Genomic DNA, 19,206 nt, shown 5'->3' on the forward strand with positions numbered 1-19,206 from the left:
CCCAGCTCAGCGAGAAAGATACGCCTCCCGGACGTCCCGTCTGCTGAGTTTGCCCGTCGGGGTGCGCGGCAGCGACTCTTGGTACTCGATCACCCGGGGGTGTTTCATCCTGGCCAGCCGGGGCGCGCAGTGCCGCAGCAGCTCGGCGGTCAGCTCCGCGCCGCCCGTCACGCCCGGCACGGGCTGGACCAGCGCCACGACCTTGTGCCCCCACTCGGGGTCGGGCACGCCGATCACCGCCACGTCGGCCACCGACGGATGTTCGAGCAGCGCGGCCTCGATCTCGGCGGGATAGATGTTGACGCCGCCCGAGATGATCAGGTCGGTCCTGCGGTCCAGCAGGAACAGGTAGCCGTCGGCGTCGAGGTAGCCGATGTCGCCGGGGGTGTAGGCGGCGCCGCGCATGGCCGAGGCGGTCTTGACGGGGTCGCCGTGGTACTCGAAGCGGTTGATGCCGCCGATGTAGACCGTCCCGGGCTCGCCGGGGGCCGCCTCCTGGCCGTCGTCGCCGATGATCGTGAAGGCCATGCCGTCGAGGGCCCTGCCGACCGTGCCCGGCCTCTCCAGCCACTCCTGGGACGACACCATCGTCGCCACCGCCGCCTCCGTCGAGCCGTAGTACTCCCATAGGACGGGACCGAGCCAGTCGATCATCGCCTGCTTGGTGGCGGGCGGGCAGGGGGCGGCGCCGTGGTAGAGGTGAGTGAGGGAGGACAGGTCGTAATTCTTCCGGTCCGGCACGGCGAGCAGCCAGTGGAACATCGTGGGGACCATGAACGCGTTCGTCACCCGGTGCCGTTCGATCAGCGCCAGCGCCTCGGTGGCGTCGAACCGCTCCGGCGCCACGATCGAGTGGCCGAACTGCAGCGCCATCATCGCCTGGCCGTAGGGGGCCGAGTGGTAGAGCTGCGAGCACACCAGGTGCACCCCGTCGGACGGCAGGCCGAAGTGCCGCCAGCTCTTGCGCATCAGGATGGGGTGGAGGTCCTCGGGCGTGAGGTCGAGCAGCCGGCGGCGCACGCCCTTGGGGCGGCCCGTGGTGCCGGAGGTGTAGAGCATCATCGAGCCGGCCCGGCGGTGCTCGGGCGCGGTGCCGGGCCGGCCGTCGGTCAGGTCGGCGACCGTGAGCGCGCCGGGGGAGACGACGACGTCGGCGCCGCAGTCGGCGACGATGTAGTCGATCTCCTCGGCCGTGAAGTGCCAGTTGACCGGCACCAGGTAGGCGCCGATCTGGTAGGTGGCCAGCATCATGGTGAGGGCGTCGAGCCCGTTCTTCAGCACGGTCACCACGGCGCCGCCCGGCCGGATGCCCCGCGCGACCAGGCCGTGGGAGGCCCTGTTGGCGCGGGCGAGCAGCTCGCCGTAGGTCGCGCCGTCGTCGCCGAGCAGGGCGGGACGGTCCGGGTCGGCGGCCGCGATCTCGTAGAAACCCCTCATGTCCGCAGACCATACAGAATTAGATTCTGCTGGGGGAATAGAGGAATTATCCCGCTCTTCGGTGACGTAACCTCAAGGCCATGGCGGACGTCGGCGACGAGAGATCAGCACAGGACACCCAACCTTTTCGCAAGGTCGTCGTGCCGCCTGCCGAGCAAGTCGTGCCGCCTGCGGAGCAGACGGTCAAGATCCCGCGCCCGCCGCGGCCGGGTGCGTCCCAGCCGGTCCGGCCGACTCCACAGCCGCCCTCCGGCCCCCAGCCTCAGCCTGGCCCGCAGTCGCCATCTGGTCCGCAGCCGCCGTCCGGTCCTCAGCCTCTGTCCGGTCCGCAGCCTCAGTCCGGTCCGCAGCCGCGTCCCTACCCCGGGCCGCCCTCGGGTCCGCAGGCGCGTCCGCAGCCTCCGTCCGGGCCGCAGGGACGCCCGCCGCACCCGCCGCAGTCTCCGGGCGGGAACCAGCAGCTCCAAGGCGCCGGCCGGCAGGGGCCGGGACAGGCGCAGGGCCCGGGCCCGGGGGTCGCGCAAGGGGCGGGGCAAGGGGCGGGGCAAGGGCTCGCACAAGGAACAAGGCCAGGGCCTGCGCAAGGGCCTGTGCAAGGCCCAGGGCCTGTGCAAGGCCCAGGGTCTGTGCAAGGGCCGGGATCTGTGCAAGGGCCGGGGGCTGCGCAGGGGCCGGGGCAGGTCAACGCGCAAGGGCCAGTGCCAGGGTCTGCGCAGGGGCCGGGGCAGGTGCACGCGCAAGGGCCTGGGCTTGTGCAAGGGCCGGGGCAGCGGCCGGGGCCGGGGAAGGCGTCGCAGCATCAGCCCGTGCAGGTGTGGCCGCCGGGAGCGCCCAGGTCGCCGCAGCCTCAGCCCCAGCCGGGCGCCGCCGGTTCCGTGACGCCGCTCGTCACCAAGCCGCACAAGCGTGGCATCGGGGACATCCCCATCCGCGCGATCTATCTCGCGGGCGCCATCCTCGTCACCGTCACGGCGGTGCTGCTGATCTTCGTCGTGTTCTCCGGCGACGTGCCCTCGACCGGCGACCCCGCCGGGACGACGGTCTCCGTCGCCCCCGTGCCGGCCGCGACCGCCACCCCGACCGCCTCCCCGACCCCCAGCGAGACGCCGGTCGTGCTCCCCTCGGTGCCGGCGAGCAAGGCGTTCCCCACGTTGCCGGGCAAGGCGTCCGTGGTGAGCGGGATCATCTCCGACAAGACGAGCGGCATCAGCTACCCGCGCCTGGCCGCGCCCTGGGACGCCAAGTCGTTCGCGCCGTTCACCGTCGCCCAGCGCATCGGCAAGGTGGCGGTGCCGCACACCGTGATCGCCTCGGCCATGTTCCCCGGCGACGCCCCGGACAAGAAGCCCTCCAAGGACGCCGACTACCGCGAGATGGCCGTCCGCGCGGCCCGCTGGGCGCTGCGCACGCAGTATCCGGCGGGCGCCCAGCTGACCTCCTGGACCGGGTCCGCGAAGGTGCCGGTCGGCAAGGGCTGGTCGCTGGGCTACAAGGTCACCTACGTCTCGGGCGGCAAGACCGAGACCGCCCAGGCCGTGGTGACGGTCGTCGAGGTGGGCAAGACCAAGCCGGCGATGTTGCTGGCCTCGATCCCCGAGAAGAACAAGGCGCGATGGGCTGATTTGAAGACACTCGTCCAGCAGGTGCGGCCCCTCTAGGCCAGAAGCATGCTCTAGAATATGGTTCTGGGCATCGGGCACTGTCTTTGACCTGGCTGGAGGATGAGCAATGGCGATCGGATTGAGCGAGGAGCACGAGGCGCTCCGCGACTCGGTGAGCGGCTGGGCCGAGCGGAACATCCCCTCGGAGCTGCTGCGGTCCGGGTCGGACGAACGTCCGCCCTTCTGGCCGGGGCTGGCCGAGCAGGGGCTGCTCGGCCTGCACCTGCCCGAGGAGTCCGGCGGCTCGGGCTACGGGCTGCTGGAGGCGGCCGTCGCCGTCGAGGCGCTGGCCGAGAAGCTCGCCCCCGGCCCGTACGTGCCGACCGTGCTGGCCAGTGCGGTCATCCACGCCTCCAAGCGGCACGACCTGCTCGAAGCCCTGGCCGACGGCACGCTGACGGGCGCCGTCGCGCTGTCCGGCTCGCTCACCGGCTCCCGTGCCGACGACGGCTCCCTGGTCGTGTCCGGCACGGCCGACCCGGTGCTGGCCGGCTCGCTGGCCGACGTGCTGGTGCTGCCGGTGACCACGTCCGAGGGCGAGGAGTGGATCGCCGTCGACGCCTCGGCCGTCACCGTCACGCCGGTCCGGTCGCTCGACCTGACCCGGCCGGTGGCCAAGGTGGAGCTGTCGGAGGCGCGCGTGCCCGCCGAGCGCGTGCTCGACGGCGTGGAGAGCCCCGACGTGCTCAACCTGGCCGCGATCCTGCTCGGGGCCGAGGCCGCCGGGCTGGCGTCCTGGTGCGTCACGGCCGCCGCCGCCTACGCCAAGGTGCGCGAGCAGTTCGGCCGGCCGATCGGCCAGTTCCAGGGCATCAAGCACAAGATCTCCCGGATGCTCGTCGCGCTTGAGCAGGCCCGCGCCACCGTCTGGGACGCCACCAGGGCCGAGGGCCGCGAGCTGGAGTACGCCGCCGCCGTCGCCGGGGTGATGGCCCCCGACGCGGCCGTCCAGTGCGCCAAGGACGCGATCCAGACGTTCGGCGGCATCGGCTACACCTTCGAGCACGACGTGCACCTCTACTACCGGCGCGCCCTCACCCTGCGCGCCCTGCTCGGCTCGTCGGCCGAGTGGGCCGCCTCGGTGACCGCGCTCGCCCTGCAGGGCGTCGGCCGGGAGATGGAGATCGACCTGCCCGAGGGCGCCGAGGAGCTGCGCGAGGGCATCCGCGCGGAGATCGCCGAGATCGCCCGCCTTGAGGGCCAGGAGCAGAAGCGGGCGCTCGCCGACCGCGGGTTCGTCATGCCCCACCTGCCCCGGCCGTGGGGCCGCGCGGCCAAGCCGCTGGAGCAGGTGCTCATCGCCCAGGAGCTCAAGGCCGCCAAGGTCAGGCTGCCCGCGATGATCATCGGGGCCTGGGTGGTGCCGTCCATCGCCGTGTACGGCACGCCCGAGCAGCAGGAACGTTTCCTGCCCAAGACGCTCAGCGGCGAGATGATCTGGTGCCAGCTCTTCTCCGAGCCGGGCGCCGGGTCCGACCTGGCCTCGCTGCAGATGAAGGCGGAGAAGGTCGAGGGCGGCTGGCGGCTCAACGGCCAGAAGATCTGGACGTCGGTCGCGCACGTGGCCGAATGGGGCATCTGCATCGCCCGCAACTCCTCCGAGGGCACCAAGCACGAGGGCATCACGTACTTCCTGGTGGACATGAAGGCGCCCGGCGTCACGGTCCGGCCGCTGACCGAGATGACCGGCGAGAACCTGTTCAACGAGGTCTTCCTTGACGACGTCTTCGTCCCGGACGACCTGGTCGTGGGCGAGGTCGGCGACGGCTGGAAGGTCGCCCGCAACACGCTGTCCAACGAGCGCGTCTCGCTGTCGTCCGGATCGGGCGGCACCGGCGCGTCCGTGCCCGACCTGCTCGGGCTGATCGGCCGGCTCGGGCGCGAGCTCACGCCGGCCGAGGAGCAGGAGGTGGCCGGGGTCGTGTGCGAGGGGCACTCGATCAACGCGCTGTCGCTGCGGGTCACGCTCAAGCAGCTGGCCGGGAACGAGCCGGGCGCCGACGCCTCCGTACGGAAGCTGCTGTCCACCTCGCACGCCCAGCACGTCTCCGAGACGGCCGTGGGCCTGCTCGGCGCCCAGGCCGTGGTGGCCGCCGACATGAAGCTCGGCGACGCCGGCTACTGGAACCGGGCGGTGCTCGCGACCAGGGCCATGACCATCTACGGCGGCACCACCGAGGTGCAGCTCAACATCATCGGCGAGCGCATGCTGGGGCTGCCCCGGGACCCCGAGCCCGGTAAGTAACACATGTGAGGCGTCGGCGGCTAATCTCCCTTGTGCCCGGACTGCCGGTCCTGGCACGAGGGAGAGGCGGTGTCACGGTGCGCGAAGGCCGTGCGGGCCGCTGGGGGCCGGCGGCGCTGGGGCTGGGGCTGGCCGTGCTGGCGCTCGGCCCGGCGCTGGGCTGGGGGCTGGTGCTCCGGTACGACCTGCTCTTCGTGCCCGATCCGCCCCTGTGGCCCGACCGCGGCGGCTTCCCCCGGGCGGTGCCCAGCGACCTGGTCGTGGCGCTGCTGTCCAGGGCGTTGCCCGTGGAGATCGTGCAGAAGGCGGCCCTGGTCGCCGTGTTCGTGCTGGCCGCGACCGGGGCGGCGGCGCTGGTGCCGCCGGAGCGCAGGCTCGCCCGGCTCGTGGCCGCCGCGTTCTACGCCTGGAACCTCTACCTCGCCCAGCGGCTCATGCTCGGCCAGTGGGCCCTGCTCCTGGGCGTGGCCGGGCTTCCGTGGGCGATCCGCGCGCTCACGCGGGAGCCCCCCGGAGGGTTCGCGCGGTTCGGGCGGCTGGGGGTGGCGTTGCTGCCGGCGGCGGTGGGCGGGTTCCAGGCGATGCTGGTGTCCTGGCTCACCCTGATGCCGATCGCCGTCGCCCGGCGCAGGGTGCCGGTCGCCGCCGGGGTGCTGGTCGCGTACAGCCTGCCGTGGGCGGTGCCCGCGCTCGGCTCGGGCGCGGTGACCGACCCGGCGGGCGTGGAGGCGTTCGCGGCCCGCGCCGACGGGCCCTTCGGCGTGCTGGGCAGCCTGCTCTCGCTCGGCGGCATCTGGAACGCCGAGGCCGGGCTGCCGGGCCAGGAGGCGTGGTGGACGGCGACCGCCCGGCTCCTCCTGGTCCTCGCCGGCCTGTACGGCTACGCCCGCCTCCGAGCGGCCCCCGAGCGGCCCGCCTGGTGGGGCGGCCTGGCGGTGGCGGCGGCCGCCGGGTTCTGCGTCGCCGGGCTGGGCGCCTTCCAGCCGGGACGGGACGCGCTCAAGTGGCTCATCGCCCTGTGGCCCGGGTTCGGGCCGCTGCGCGACGGCCAGGTGTACCTGGCCCCGCTGGCCCTGCTGACGGCGGTCGGCCTGGCCTCGGTCCTGAGGTCGGGCGCGTTCGCGCTGGTCGGGGTGCTGGCCCCGGTGCTGGCCCTGCCGACGTTCGCGCTGGGCGCGTTCGGCCGGCTGGCGGCGGTGACGTACCCGGCGGAATGGACGGCGGTCCAGCGGATCGTGGACGGCGACCCCGCGCCGGGCGCGCTGGTGTCGCTGCCGTGGGGCGCCCACCGGGCCTTCGCCTGGAACGGCGGCCGGGTGGTGCTCGACCCGGCGACCAAGCTGTTCCGGCGCCGGGTGCTCTGGGACGACACGTTGCTCGTCGGCCTGCCCGGCGGCGGCCGGCTGCGGGTGCGCGGCGAGGACCCGCTGAACCGCATCGCCGGTGACCTGCTGGCCGCGGGCGCCTACGGCGACCTGCCCGCCAGGTATCTCCTCATGGCCGCGGGCGAGAACGGGTTCCCGTCCGCGCCGCCCGGCTGGCGAACGGTTTTCGACGGCGAAGAGCTGCGCTTGCTGCGGCGTTGACCGGCTGTTTCATGATGTACCGGAGGGTAACTTGCTTTATCACGGTTTGACCAATGTTATGGATTCAAGACGAAACACGTTCTAGTCTCGGCACACCGCGTCACCGGAAGGAAGGGAGAGCTTCGTGTTGCGACTTCTCGTGGCCCTGGCGATAGGAGCCCTGCTGGCGGTCGGAGCCTCCGTCGCGGTGGTCAACGTGGCCTCACCGTCGCTCACCCCGCCCAACCAGCCGCTCTACAACTACGGCACCAGGTGATCCATCCCGCTTGACGCGGGGCCATGCACAGCGAGCACGGAGTGTGGCTCCGCCATGCCCGCATGCCCGCCGACGAGGAGTGATGGTGGTCTTTACCGGTGAGCGCAAGGCGGACACGGCACGGCTGATCGACCCGCGGACCAGCGACGCGACGGCGGGAGAGCGGCCACTCGCGGGCGTCCGCGTGGCGATGCTCAACTTCCGCGAACCCTGCCAGTCCACGGCCGGCGGCGCCGAGGAGTACGCCTGGCAGGTCAGCCGGTTCCTGCTGACCCAGGGGGCCTCGGTCGTGTTCGTCACCGGCCGCCAGCGCGGGCAGCGGCGCGCCGAGGTGCTCGACGGCGTCGACCTGCGCAGGATGGGCAACCCGTACCTCGTCTACCTGCTGGTCCCGCTCTGGCTGCTGATCCACCGGCGGCGCGTGGACGTCGTCATCGACACCATGAACGGCATCCCCTTCTTCTCCCCGCTCGTCGTCCGCCGCCGCACGCCCGTGATCAGCCTCGTGCACCACGTCCACGACCGGCAGTTCCACGCCTTCCTGCCCGCCTGGCTGGCCCGGATCGGGTGCTTCGTGGAGGGCGAGGTGGCCCGGCTGGTCTACCGGCGCTGCCTGACGGTCACCGTCTCGGAGTCGTCGAGGCGCGACCTGGCCACGAAGTTGCGCTGGCTCGCGCCGGTCACCGTCGTGCCCAACGGCTGCGCCGAGCCCGTGCGGAGCGAGCCGCCGGCCCCCGTGGGCGAGCCCGCCCTCGTGTACGCCGGCCGCCTGATCGGCCACAAGCGCATCGAGCGCGTCGTGGACCTGGCCGCCGAGCTCGGCGACGCCTGGCCGGGCCTGCGGGTGCACGTCGTGGGCCGCGGCCCCGAGCACGACGCCCTGGCCGCCCGGATCTCCGGCCGGGGCCTGGACGGCCGGGTCGAGCTGCACGGCTTCCTGCCCGAATCGCGCAAGAACGCCCTGCTGGCCGCCGCCCGGCTCAACGTGACGGCCTCGGAGTTCGAGGGCTGGGGGCTGACCGTGATCGAGGCCGCCGCGCTCGGCGTGCCGACCGTGGCCTACGACGTGGCCGGGCTGCGCGACTCCGTGCGGGACGGCGTCACCGGCTGGCTCGTCCGGGACGGCGAGAGCCTGGCCGAGGTGACCGCCCGCGCGCTGGAGGAGCTGGCCGACCCGCGGCGGCGGGCGGAGGTGGCCGCGGCCTGCCGCGCCTGGGCCGGGGAATTTACGTGGGCCCGAACTGGGGCTAACATGACCGGACTTATCCTGGCGAAACTCCAAGATTGCGGCGGAGCCCCTCAGTGACCCAAGCCTCGCCTGGACCCCCGGGGGAACGCGGGGACTCCACCGTCGAGAGCTACGAGGCCCGGATCAGGCACAGGCTGCGGTTGCTCGCCTCCTGTCTGCTGCTCGGCGCCATCGCGTTCAACACCTCGACCGAGAAGATCATCCCCGAGACGAAGCTCGACATGGCGGTCAACCCGCTGGGCTTCCTCGGCCGGGCGCTGCACCTGTGGGACGGCGCCTACTTCGGCCACCTGCAGAACCAGGCGTACGGCTACCTGTTCCCGATGGGCCCGTTCTACGCGATCTTCCTCAAGCTGGGCATGGAGTCGTGGGCCGTCCAGCGGCTGTGGATGTCGCTCGTGCTGTGCGTCGCCTTCCTCGGCGTGGTCCAGCTCGCCCGCGCGTTCGGCGTCGGCGGCCCGCACACCCGCGTCCTGGCCGGCTTCGTGTACGCGCTCGCGCCGCACGCCCAGGCGCTCATCGGCATCAACTCCTCGGAGTTCCTGCCCAGCGCCGTGCTGCCGTGGATCCTGCTCCCGCTGGTCAAGGGGGCCAAGGGCGAGCTGACGCCGCGCCGGGCGGCCGCGCTGTCGGCGTTCGCCTTCCTCTTCTGCGGCGGCGTCAACGCGGTGGCCGAGGCGGCCGTGCTCGTGGTGCCGATGGTCTACCTGCTGACCAGGCGCGGCGGGCCGGTCAAGCGCCGCCTGATCGCCTGGTGGCTGCCGCTGGTCGCGCTCGCCTCGCTGTGGTGGGTCGTCCCGCTGCTCACGCTCGGCGGCTACATCTTCTCCTTCCTGCCCTACATCGAGACCGCCACCGCGACGACCGGCGTGACGTCGCTGGTCAACGCGCTGCGCGGCACGTCGAGCTGGCTCAGCTTCCTGACCGTGGACGGCCAGACCTGGCTGCCCGACGCCCACCAGCAGTCCACCGTCCCGTGGCTGATCGTGGTCACCGCCGCCGTGGCCGCGCTCGGCCTGGCCGGGCTCACCCTGCGCCGGCTGCCCGAGCGGCCGTTCCTGCTGATCAGCCTGCTGTGCGGGATCGCCATCATCACCACCGGCCATCCCGGTACGCCGCACGAGCAGCTCATGGTCGGGCTGCTCGACGGCCCGCTCGCCGCCTTCCGCAACCTGCACAAGTTCGACGCGCTGATCAGGCTGCCCGTCGCGCTCGGCCTCGCCGGGCTGCTCTCACTGGCCCGCCCGCGCCTGCGCACGCCCCTGACCGTGCTGGCCGCCGGGCTCGTGACCCTGTCGGGCCTGCCCGTCCTGTACGCCGGTCTCGCCCCCGCCGGCGGCTTCACCGCCATCCCCGACTACTGGCGGCAGGCCATCACCTGGCTCAACCGCAACGCCGGCGACGGCATGGTGCTGGCCGTGCCGGGCGCCAAACGCGGCGAGTACCTGTGGGGCCGTCCCCTGGACGAGCCGCTGCAGGCGCTCTCGCAGGCCCGCTGGGCCACGCACACGATCGTGCCGTGGGGCTCGGCCGGCATCTCGCGGCTCATGGCCGCCGTGGACGACCGCCTGGCCACCGGCAAGGGCTCGCCGGGGCTGTCCGCCACGCTGCGCCGGATGGGGGTGTCGTACCTGGTCGTCCGGAACGACCTGGACCGGGCGACGATCGGCACGGCCTGGCCGGTCCGGGTGCACCAGGCGCTGGAGGACTCGCCCGGCGTCTCGCTCGTGGCCCAGATGGGGCTGGGCGTCGGCATCGCCCAGTACGGCCGGGCCGCCGCCTGGCTGGACCAGCCCTACCCGGCCGTCGAGATCTACCGCGTGGCCGGCGCCGCGCCGCTGGTCGGCACCGTGGACGCCACCCGCCCGCTGCGCGTCGGCGGCGCGCCGGAGTCCGTGCTCTCCCTGGCCGAGCAGGGCCTCCTGGACGACGACCGGCCCGTCCTGCTCAACGACGACGCGGGCGTGGTCAAGGTGCCCGCGCACGACACGATCCTGACCGACACGCTGCGCCGCAGGGAGGTCGCCTTCGCCGACCTGCGCCGCAACGCCAGCGCCACGCTCACCGCCGACGAGCCCCTGCGCGGCAGCTCGCCCTCCAACGACCTGCTCGACCCCGGCTGGGCGCGGTACGTCTCCACGGCGGGCCTCACCGGCGTCGCGAGCGTCACCGCCTCCAGCTCCGAGGCCGACGTCGGCGCCGCGGCGAACAGCCGCGAGCCCGGCCACCAGCCCTTCGCCGCCCTGGACGGCGACCGGCGCACGAGCTGGCGCTCCACCGGCTGGAACGGCGCCGTCGGCGAGTGGCTGGAGGTGACCTTCGCCGAGCCGCTGACGATCCCCACGATCCAGGTGGCGTTCGAGAACTCGCCGATCGGGCCGCCGCCCAGCGAGGTCGTCGTGGAGACCGGCGCCGGCTCGCTGCGCCAGAAGGTGCGCGCGACCGCCGACCCGCAGGAGCTGGCCGTGCCGAAGGGGCCGGTCGATCGGCTGCGGGTGAAGGTCGTCGCCACCGCGTACGAACCGGCGAGCCGCCTCGGCGGCCGGGTCGGCATCACCGAGCTCGCCATCCCCGGCGTCCGGCCCGGACGCTCGATCGTCGTGCCCGACCCGCGCGAGGACACCGGCGAGCCGGCCACGGTCGCGGTGGCCAGGACCGGCGACGTGCCCGGCTGCGTCCGCGGCTCGGCCGCCTGGAGCTGCGCCAAGGGCCACGAGGTGCTGGGCGACGACGGCAACGGCTTCGACCGCTCCTTCGTCACCGGCAAGGACGGCGCGTACGGCATCTCGGGCCGCGCCACGGTCACCGACCGCGCGACGATCGAACGCCTCAGCACGCTGCCCGGCGACTCCCTGAGCGTGCGCGCCTCCTCCACCGCGGTGGACAGCGGCGCGGCGGGCGGCCGCTGGGCCTTCGACGGCGACCCGAAGACGGCCTGGTTCGCCGACCCGCTCGACCCCAGGCCCACGCTGAACGTCGAGCTGGCCCGCGAGACGAAGCTGTCGCAGATCCGCGTCATCACGCCCGACTCCTACCTCGGCGCCCCTCCCGTCCGGGTGACGATCCGCGCGGAGGGCGGCGTCCGGCAGAGCTGGGTCGGCACGGACGGGCTCGTCCGCTTCCCGGAGATGAAGGCCAGGAAGATCGCGCTGGAGTTCGGCGCGTCCGGCGGCCGGCCGATCGAGATCAGCGACGTGGCCTTCCCCGGCGTGCGGCCGCTCGGCGCGCTGACCGGCTTCAAGCTCACGCTGCCGTGCGGCTTCGGGCCGACGCTCACCGTCGACGGCAACGAGGTGCACACCGCCGTCACCGGCGGCACCCTGCACGACGTGGTCACCGGCCGGCCGGTGACCTTCGAGACCTGCGAGCGGCTGCAGCTCGTGGCCGGTCCGACCCGGCTGTCGGTGCGGCCGGGGGAGTCGTACCGGGTCGAGTCGGCGGTCGTGCGGCACGAGCCGGGCAGCCCCGCGGCCGGGCCCACCGTCATGCGGCGCACGCCGGTCACCACGTGGGCGGCCGGCGAGCGGGTCGTCCAGGTGAACGTCCAGGACGACGCCTACCTGGTGGTCAACGAGAACTTCAACACCGGCTGGAAGGCCACGCTGGGGGCCGCGGCGCTCAAGCCGGTCCGGCTCGACGGCTGGCGGCAGGCCTGGTTCCTGCCCGCCTTCACGGCCGGGACGGTGACGCTCACCTACGAGCCGGACGAGCCGTACCGGGCGGGGCTGGCCGCGGGCGGGGCGCTGGCGCTGCTCGTCGCCGGGCTGGCCCTGGTGGGCAGGGGCCGGCCGGGACGCCATCTGGCGCCCGTCCTGGCCGCCCGGCCGCGGGTCCGGCACGTCGCGGTGTTCGCCGTCGCGCTCGGCTACTGGGTCGGCGGGCCGGCGGGGGCGGGCGTGGCCGGGGTGGCGTTCGTGCTGGGCGCCTGGTCGCGGCCGCTGCGGGAGGCCGAGCACCTGCGCGGGCGACGGCGCTGGACCCTGCTGCTCGGGCCGCCCGGCGGGCTCGCGCTCTACCTGGCCGCCACGGTCGCGGTCGCGCTCGGCGCGGGCGGCCTGTGGGCGCAGCTGCTCTGCCTGCCGCTGCTCGGCCAGCTCCTCGTCGAGGTGGCGGCCAGGCGCGCGCCGGCCCGGCAGACCACCGTACCGATCACCGTCGCCGCAGGCGGCCCGACCATGACGAGTGTTCCGTGACCGACACGATCAAGCCGCGGGCGGGGACCGTCATCACGGTTCCCGGCCCGGTGGCGCGCGCCGCCCGGTGGGCCCGCCGCCACGGCGTCCTGCTGGCCGGGCTCGTGCTCGTCGCCGCCGCGGTGGCGGGCAAGGCGGCCGTCGTCCAGGAGGCGTACTTCAAGGAGGACGACTACGAGTTCGTGGCCAGGGCGATGGAGAGCGACCTGTCCTTCGACTACCTGACCCGGATCCACTTCGGCCAGTTCATGCCGGGCGGCTTCCTGGTGGCCTGGCTGGTCTCCCGGCTGCACCCCTTCGACTGGGGCTGGGCGGCCGGCACCGTGCTGGCGCTGCACGCCCTGGCCGCCCTGGGCGTGCTGCGCATGCTGCGGGTGGTCTTCGGCAGGCGGCCGGCGACGCTCGTGCCGCTGCTGGTCTTCCTGCTCGCGCCGGTGACCGTGCCCGCGCTGGCCTGGTGGGCGGCCGGGCTCAACACCGTCTTCCTCCAGGTCGCGCTGCCCATGGCGGTCGCCTCGCACTGGCACCACCTGCGGACGGGCCGGCTGCGGCACGCCGTGGCCGCGGCGCTGTGGGTGCTGGTCGGGCTGCTGGGCTTCGTCAAGGGGTTCGCGCTGCCGCTGCTGCTGTTCGCCCTCACCGCGATCTACCACGGCGGCCTGCGCGCCGCGCTGCGCCGTCACCTGGCCGCCTGGGCCATGTACGGCACCGTGCTGGTGGCCTTCGGCGCGCTCTACGTCCAGCGGTCTTCGTCGGCGCCCAGCACCGGGGCGCTGCCGATCTTCGACCAGGCCCTCGGCTTCCTGTGGGAGCTGCTGGGCAAGACGTTCGCCACCACCGTGCTCGGCGGGCCGTGGCGGTGGTTCGCGGGCGGCGACTGGGGGGTGGCCTCGCCGCCGCTGCCGCTGGTCATCGCCTCCCTGGTCGTCCTGGCCGCGCTGGTGGTGATCACCAGCCGGTACCGCAGGCGGGCGGTCCTGGCCTGGGCCACGCTGCTGGGCTACCTGCTGGTCGCGGACGCGCTGCCGGTGTTGTGGGGACGCGTCCACCTGCTGGGCTCGTTCGTCGGCACCGACACCCGGTACGTCGCCGACGCCGTCCCGCTGCTCGCGCTGGTCGTGGGCCTGGTGCTGCTGCCGCTGCGCGGCGAGGAGGAGCCGTACCGCAGGGCGCTGCCGGCGCGGGAGCGGGTGACCGGGGCGGCCGGCGCGACGCTCGGGCTGTTCGCGGGCGCGTCGCTGGTCACGGTGACGCTCTTCGCCGGGTACCTGGGGGCCGAGCGGCGGCACGACTACATCGAGACCGCCCGCGCCGAGCTGGCCAGGGCGGCCCCCGACAGCGTGATCTACGACCGGCTGGTGCCGACGGAGGTGCTGCCCGACTCGTACCGGACCTACAGCCTGACCTCGCGGGTGCTGGGCGCGCTGGCCACGCCCGCGCTCAGGGCCAGGATGCAGGCGCCGCCCGCCGCGCTCGACGGCCTGGTCTTCGACGACCAGGGCCGCCTGCGGCCGGTGGACGTGCAGGGCATCCCGCTCGTGCCCACGACCCGCGACCGGTGCTGGCCGGTGACCGGCGGGACCGTCCAGGTGCCGCTGGACAACCGCGTCACCCGCGTCGAGGGCACCCTGGTCAGGCTGGGGTACGCGGCCCGGTCCGACACGACGGTCACCCTGTGGATGGGCGACCGCGCCACCGACCTAAAGCTGCGCGCGGGCTTCGGCCGGGTCTTCCTGCTGGCCGTGCCGGGCGCGGACCGGATCGTCGTGCACGACGTGCCGCCCGGCCTGTGCCTGGGCGACGTGACGCCGGGACAGGCGGTGCCCCGGCCGTGACCGCCCCGAGCCGAAGGAGCCTCGCGCTGGTGCTGGCCGCCGTGGGGGCCTTCCTGCTGACGCTCATCCCGCTGAGCCGCCTGTACGTCTACGACCGGGTGCTCAAGGCCCCCCTGGAACAGCAGAGCATGACCAGGGCGACCGCCGAGTCGGCCACGTACGTGGACCCGGCGACCATGCGGCAGACGACCGGCGACCTGGTCCAGACCCGGTGGCTGATCGGCGACGTGCTGGCCGGCGACGACGACCGCGCGGTGTGGGGCGAGTCGGTCTCCCTGGCCACCCGCGACGGCCACCGCCTGGACTACCACGAGCGCCGCCTGGCCTTCGACCGGCGTACCGGCGAGATCGTGAACTGCTGCGGCGAGTACCTGGACGAGGACGTCTCCGTCCGGCAGAGCGGGCAGGCCTTCCGCTGGCCGTTCAACGCGGAGCGCCGCGACTACCCGCTGTTCGACCTGCGCCTGCGCCGCCCGGTCACGGCCGTCTTCGACGGGGTCGAGCGGGTGCGCGGCGTCGAGACCTACCGCTACGTCCAGCGCACGCCGCGCCGGCTCGTGCCGGGCGAGACGCCGCCGCTGCCGCGCCGCCTGCTCGGCCTGCCCGGCAAGGGCGACATCGGCCTCGGCCGCTACGCCGAGATCCGGCGCACGTACTGGGTCGAACCGGTCAGCGGCCTGCCGGTCAGGACGCTGGAGGAGGTGACCGAGACGCTGGTCACCGCGGACGGCCGGGGCCGCCTGACCGCCCTCGACGCGGACTTCCGCACCGCCGAGCCGGACGTCGTCGCGGCCCTGGCGACGGCGGCCGCCTACAAGCGCTGGATCCTGCTGCTCGGCACGGTGGCGCCGGTCGGCGGCGGCCTGCTCGGCGCGGGCTGCGTGGCGGCCGCCGTGTGGTTGTCGCGGCGGCGCTCACCTGCGGCGCAGGACGAGGAGCAGGTTCCAGGTGACCAGCTCGCGGATGCCAGGTAGGTGGACGACGTGCCTGGCCCAGCGTGGATGGTAGCGGGGGATCGCGTCGAGGACCTCCACGTCGCGCCTCCTGCGGGCCCAGGCCAGCGGCTTGGCCACGCCGATGGCGTACATGCTCTCGCCGAAGACGTTCTTGGGCGGTTTGCCGTGGGTGCGGGCGTAGCGGCGGGCCGCGTAGTGGCCGCCGAGGTAGTGCCAGGGGGAGGTCTCGTGGCCGCCCCACGGCGAGAACCAGATCGTGTACGACAGGTAGACCACGCCGCCCGGCCGGGTCACCCGGACCATCTCGTCGGCCATCCGCAGCGGGTCGGGCACGTGCTCCAGCACGTTGGAGGAGAAGCACACGTCCACCGAGCCGGTGGCGAGCGGCAGGTCGAGCGCGCTGCCGAGCACGGCGTCGCGGGGCGGCACGCCGTCGCGCAGGCGCATCTCACCGGCGTCGCAGTCGACGCACAGCGGCCGCGCGCCGACCGCGCGCAGGGCGTCGGCGAAGTAGCCGGGACCGCCGCCGATGTCGGCCACGGTCGCGCCGGCCAGGTCGGTGTAGGTGGCGAGCTGGGCCACCGTGTCCCTGGCCAGGGTGCCGTAGAAGAAGTCGGGGTCGCTCTGCTCCAGACGGAAGGCGCGCAGCAACCGGACGGATCTGCCGAGATCCGCTCGGAACGGTTCGGTGTCCACGGCGCGGAGCTTACTGCAGTGGAGGGATACGTCCATGGCTGAAGACGTCAAGCGAGCCGAGCCCTTCCAGATCACCATCCCGGCGGTGCGCACCGGGCCGGTCATCGGCGTGGGCCTGCTGATCGTGCTGATCTCGCTGGTGTTCCGGGCGAGCCTGCTCAGCAAGGCCTACTTCGTCGAGGACGACTTCCTCTTCGTGGCCGGGGCCGGCGACAGCGGGCCGACCTGGGAGTACCTGATGAGGGTGCACAAGGGGCACCTCATGCCGGGCGCGCTCGGCCTGGTGTGGCTGCTCACGTCGGTGGCGCCGTACAGCTGGGCGCTGGTGTCGTTCGTGACCGTCGCGATCCAGGGGGCGGCCTCGGTCATGTTCCTGGTGCTGCTGCGGCGGCTGTTCGGCGACCGGGCGGCGGTGCTCGCCGCGCTGACCGTCTACGCGTTCGCGCCGCTCACCGTGCCCGCCATGAGCTGGTGGTCGGCCGCGCTCAACGCCGTGCCGCTGCAGCTCGCGCTGATCGCGGCGCTGGCCGCGCACGTCAGGTACGTACGCGAGGGCAAGGGCCGCTGGCGGGCCCTGGCCTGGACCGCCGTCGGGATGGCCTTCTCCACCAAGGGGGTGTTCATCCCGTTCGTGGTGCTCGGTGTCAGCAGCGCCTACCTCGGGCGTGGCCTGTGGGCCCGCGCCCTGCTCGCCGAGCTGCGCAGGCCCGTCTGGTGGGCGCACGGCCTGCTGCTGGCCGGGTACGCGCTGCTCTACTGGCTGCGCCGCGACACCGCCGGGGCCGACGCGCTGACCGGCCCGAAGGCCGAGGTGGTGCCGGGGCTGCTGCGCAGGCTGCTGGGCGAGACGTTCCCGACGGGGGCGGTCGGCGGCCCGCTGCGCTGGGGCGGCGTCACCTCGACCGGCGGGCTGGCCGACCCGGCCCCGGTGACCGTGGTCGTGGCGTGGGCGGTGCTCGCCGCGCTGGTCGTGGCCACCTGCGTGTACCGCAGGCGGGCCTGGCGGGCGTGGGCGATCCTGGCGGCCTACGTGGTGGTCGCCGACGCGGTGCCCACCGTGATCGCGCGGGCCACCGCCTGGGACCTGGTCGGCGCCGAGACCCGGTACGTCGCCGACGCCGCCGTGCTCTTCGCGCTCTGCCTGGCGCTGGCCGTCATGCCGGTGGAGGACGAGCCCGACGTCCTACGCCGGCCGGTGCCGGCGAGCCTGCCGGCCGTCGGCGGCGCGCTGACCGCCGTCTTCCTCGTCGTGTCGCTGATCTCGATCAACACCTTCGGCGACACGCTCACCGGCGACCGGGTCAGGACGTACCTGGAGAACGCGAAGGCCTCGCTGGCCGCGGCGGCGGGGGAGGCCGACATCTACCCCCGTCCCGTGCCGCCGGAGATCGTCCTGCCGTGGAACGGGGAGCGCCGGATGACCTCGTACGTGCTGGCGCCGCTGGCCGACGACGCGACCAGGGAGCGCATGCGCGACCCGCGGCCGTCGGCGGAGCCGTACGTGCTGGACGACACGGGCAAGCTCGTCCCGGTGGGCCGGGTGGTGCCGTTCTTCGACGCGGTCAAGGGCCGCAAGTGCTACCCGGCGGGCAAGGAGTTCCCCGTCGAGTCCTTCGGCGGGCCCGGCGTGGTGGTGGCCATGTCGTACGTCAGCCCGCGGCCCGTGCAGGTCGTGGTGGAGGTCGGCGAGGCCCAGCGGGCGGCCACGCTGCCCGCGACCGGCGCCATGGGCGCGCTGTTCTACGTGCCGCACGACGGGCCGGGCAAGGGCATGCGGATCACCGCGGCCGGGGCGCAGGGTCAGGCGTTCTGCCTCAGGGCGGTGGCCTTCGGCGAGCCGGGCCCGGCGGCGCGCTGAGGCAGCAGGCGGATCAGCCGCCTGGCCGGCTCCTCCACGTAGCGGTGGGTGAGCCCGGCCATGGCGACCGTGACGGCGGTGACGGCGACCAGGTTGACCAGGAGGTTGCCGGTCCACGGCCGCTGGCCGGTGAAGTCGTACCAGAGGTAGAGGATGACGAACTGCCACAGGAAGACGCCGTAGGAGATCTGGCCCAGGTAGCTCATCACCCGGCCGCCGAGCAGCTCGTGCACCCGCGTGGGCCGTCCGGCCGCCAGCGCGGCCGGGGCGACCAGGCAGAAGGCGACGAGCGTGTAGAGGCCCTGCTCGGTGAACGCGGTCCAGATGCTGCCCAGGCCGACCGCGCGCGGCCCGGTGAGCGGCGTGGCGGCGATGAGGTAGGCCAGGCCCGCGATGACCCACAACGTGCCCCAGGAGGAGGCCAGCGCGGCGCTCAGCCGCCGTGCGCGGCCGTCCTCGGCCCTGGCCCAGACGGTCAGCACGGCCAGCGCCATGCCGGGCACGAAGAACGTCCAGGAGCGCGGCAGCCACACGTTCATCCAGGGCCGGTAGTCGGGGAAGTACTCGAAGACCGTGTACACGTAGGACAGCGCGCCGAAGACGGCCAGGCCGATGAGCAGCCGCCGTCCCCTGGTCCGCAGGTCGGGGTCGCCGCGCAGGGCGAACCTGCGCAGCACCGCCGCCATCAGCGGGAGCGTGAGGTAGAAGGTCAGCTCGACCGCGAGGCTCCACATCTGGCCGAGCCCCTTGGGGCCGAGGCCGTACCACCAGGGGGTGATGTCGTAGGTGTGCACGAGGAACAACATCTGCGCCCACGTCCAGGGGTCGGCGCGGTGGGCGTCGCCCCACAGCAGCAGCGCCACGGCGACCACCAGCCAGTACGCCGGCATGATCCGGAAGAAGCGTTTCCACAGGTAGCGGCGGGTGTCCGGGGTGCGGTCGCTGAGCAGCGCCTGGGCCGCCCACGGCCGGTACAGCAGCAGGCCGGAGAGCGTGAAGAAGATCGGCACGCCGATCTCGCCCCTGGACAGCACGCCGCCCAGGAACCCCGGGTCCAGCGCCGTCCCCGCCTCCATGGACACGTGGAACAGCAGGACGGCGAAGGCGGCCACGGCGCGCACGCCGTCGAGCGAGGTCTGGTGTCCTGAGACCACCGGCACCCCGCCCGAAGTAGAACCTGTTTCGGTCACGTTTCCGCATCCCTGGTGACGTCGGTCACTCGTCGCAATAACAT

The 19,206-nt window shown here is 73.6% G+C and carries 12 protein-coding genes; 9 read left to right on the forward strand and 3 right to left on the reverse strand.

What is annotated here, in order from left to right:
* Positions 1-6 precede the first annotated feature (6 nt).
* Positions 7-1,437 (reverse strand): AMP-binding protein, encoded by a 1,431-nt coding sequence (locus ABT158_RS00555; RefSeq protein ID WP_352349362.1) that lies wholly within the window; start codon positions 1,435-1,437, stop codon positions 7-9.
* Between the two features lie 806 nt (positions 1,438-2,243).
* Between ABT158_RS00555 and ABT158_RS00560 the strand changes: the two genes are divergently transcribed.
* The 8 genes from ABT158_RS00560 to pgfA all read left to right on the forward strand — a co-directional run bounded on the left by ABT158_RS00560 (position 2,244) and on the right by pgfA (position 15,436).
* Positions 2,244-3,095, forward strand: a complete 852-nt coding sequence (locus tag ABT158_RS00560) for a hypothetical protein (RefSeq protein WP_352349364.1) — start codon at positions 2,244-2,246, stop codon at positions 3,093-3,095.
* 70 nt (positions 3,096-3,165) lie between these two features.
* On the forward strand, positions 3,166-5,343 hold the full coding sequence (locus ABT158_RS00565) for an acyl-CoA dehydrogenase family protein (RefSeq protein WP_352349366.1): 2,178 nt from the start codon (positions 3,166-3,168) through the stop codon (positions 5,341-5,343).
* Positions 5,344-5,420: 77 nt separating this feature from the next.
* On the forward strand, positions 5,421-6,929 hold the full coding sequence (locus ABT158_RS00570; RefSeq protein ID WP_352349368.1) for an MmpA family trehalose lipid delivery protein: 1,509 nt from the start codon (positions 5,421-5,423) through the stop codon (positions 6,927-6,929).
* Between the two features lie 124 nt (positions 6,930-7,053).
* Positions 7,054-7,185, forward strand: coding sequence for a hypothetical protein (locus tag ABT158_RS00575; protein WP_260477562.1), 132 nt, complete (start codon positions 7,054-7,056; stop codon positions 7,183-7,185).
* An 82-nt stretch (positions 7,186-7,267) separates the two neighbouring features.
* Entirely contained in the window at positions 7,268-8,491 is a 1,224-nt protein-coding gene (locus ABT158_RS00580) for a glycosyltransferase family 4 protein (protein WP_352349370.1), read from the forward strand.
* Positions 8,488-12,627 carry an alpha-(1->3)-arabinofuranosyltransferase domain-containing protein gene (locus ABT158_RS00585; protein WP_352349372.1) on the forward strand — a complete coding sequence of 1,380 codons (4,140 nt, stop codon included), beginning with the start codon at positions 8,488-8,490 and terminating at the stop codon, positions 12,625-12,627. The genes ABT158_RS00580 and ABT158_RS00585 overlap by 4 nt, the downstream gene beginning before the upstream one ends.
* Positions 12,624-14,462 carry a hypothetical protein gene (locus ABT158_RS00590; RefSeq protein ID WP_352349374.1) on the forward strand — a complete coding sequence of 613 codons (1,839 nt, stop codon included), beginning with the start codon at positions 12,624-12,626 and terminating at the stop codon, positions 14,460-14,462. The genes ABT158_RS00585 and ABT158_RS00590 overlap by 4 nt, the downstream gene beginning before the upstream one ends.
* Positions 14,459-15,436 carry a cell envelope lipid trafficking protein PgfA gene (gene pgfA, locus ABT158_RS00595; protein WP_352349376.1) on the forward strand — a complete coding sequence of 326 codons (978 nt, stop codon included), beginning with the start codon at positions 14,459-14,461 and terminating at the stop codon, positions 15,434-15,436. Before ABT158_RS00590 ends, pgfA begins: the two co-directional genes overlap by 4 nt.
* On the opposite strand, the gene ABT158_RS00600 is transcribed toward pgfA, so the two are convergent.
* Complete coding sequence (locus ABT158_RS00600; protein WP_352349378.1) at positions 15,377-16,114, reverse strand: class I SAM-dependent methyltransferase; 738 nt, start codon at positions 16,112-16,114, stop codon at positions 15,377-15,379. The genes pgfA and ABT158_RS00600 overlap by 60 nt on opposite strands.
* A 34-nt stretch (positions 16,115-16,148) precedes the next feature.
* Between ABT158_RS00600 and ABT158_RS00605 the strand changes: the two genes are divergently transcribed.
* Positions 16,149-17,972: a hypothetical protein gene (locus tag ABT158_RS00605; RefSeq protein ID WP_352349379.1), complete on the forward strand. Its 1,824-nt coding sequence runs from the start codon at positions 16,149-16,151 to the stop codon at positions 17,970-17,972.
* Here the strand turns inward: ABT158_RS00605 and ABT158_RS00610 are convergent.
* Positions 17,915-19,162: an acyltransferase family protein gene (locus tag ABT158_RS00610; RefSeq protein ID WP_352349381.1), complete on the reverse strand. Its 1,248-nt coding sequence runs from the start codon at positions 19,160-19,162 to the stop codon at positions 17,915-17,917. The genes ABT158_RS00605 and ABT158_RS00610 overlap by 58 nt on opposite strands.
* Between the last annotated feature and the right edge of the window lie 44 nt (positions 19,163-19,206).

Source organism: Nonomuraea sp. NPDC001636, assembly GCF_040298265.1.
In the GTDB taxonomy this organism is placed as follows: Bacteria; Actinomycetota; Actinomycetes; order Streptosporangiales; family Streptosporangiaceae; genus Nonomuraea.

What these genes read in the sequence shown, in the direction of transcription:
- ABT158_RS00555 (WP_352349362.1), bottom strand. Translation starts at nt 1,437, where the DNA reads ATGAGGGGTTTCTACGAGATCGCGGCCGCCGACCCGGACCGTCCCGCC.
- ABT158_RS00565 (WP_352349366.1), top strand. Translation starts at nt 3,166, where the DNA reads ATGGCGATCGGATTGAGCGAGGAGCACGAGGCGCTCCGCGACTCGGTG.
- ABT158_RS00580 (WP_352349370.1), top strand. Translation starts at nt 7,268, where the DNA reads ATGGTGGTCTTTACCGGTGAGCGCAAGGCGGACACGGCACGGCTGATC.
- ABT158_RS00605 (WP_352349379.1), top strand. Translation starts at nt 16,149, where the DNA reads ATGGCTGAAGACGTCAAGCGAGCCGAGCCCTTCCAGATCACCATCCCG.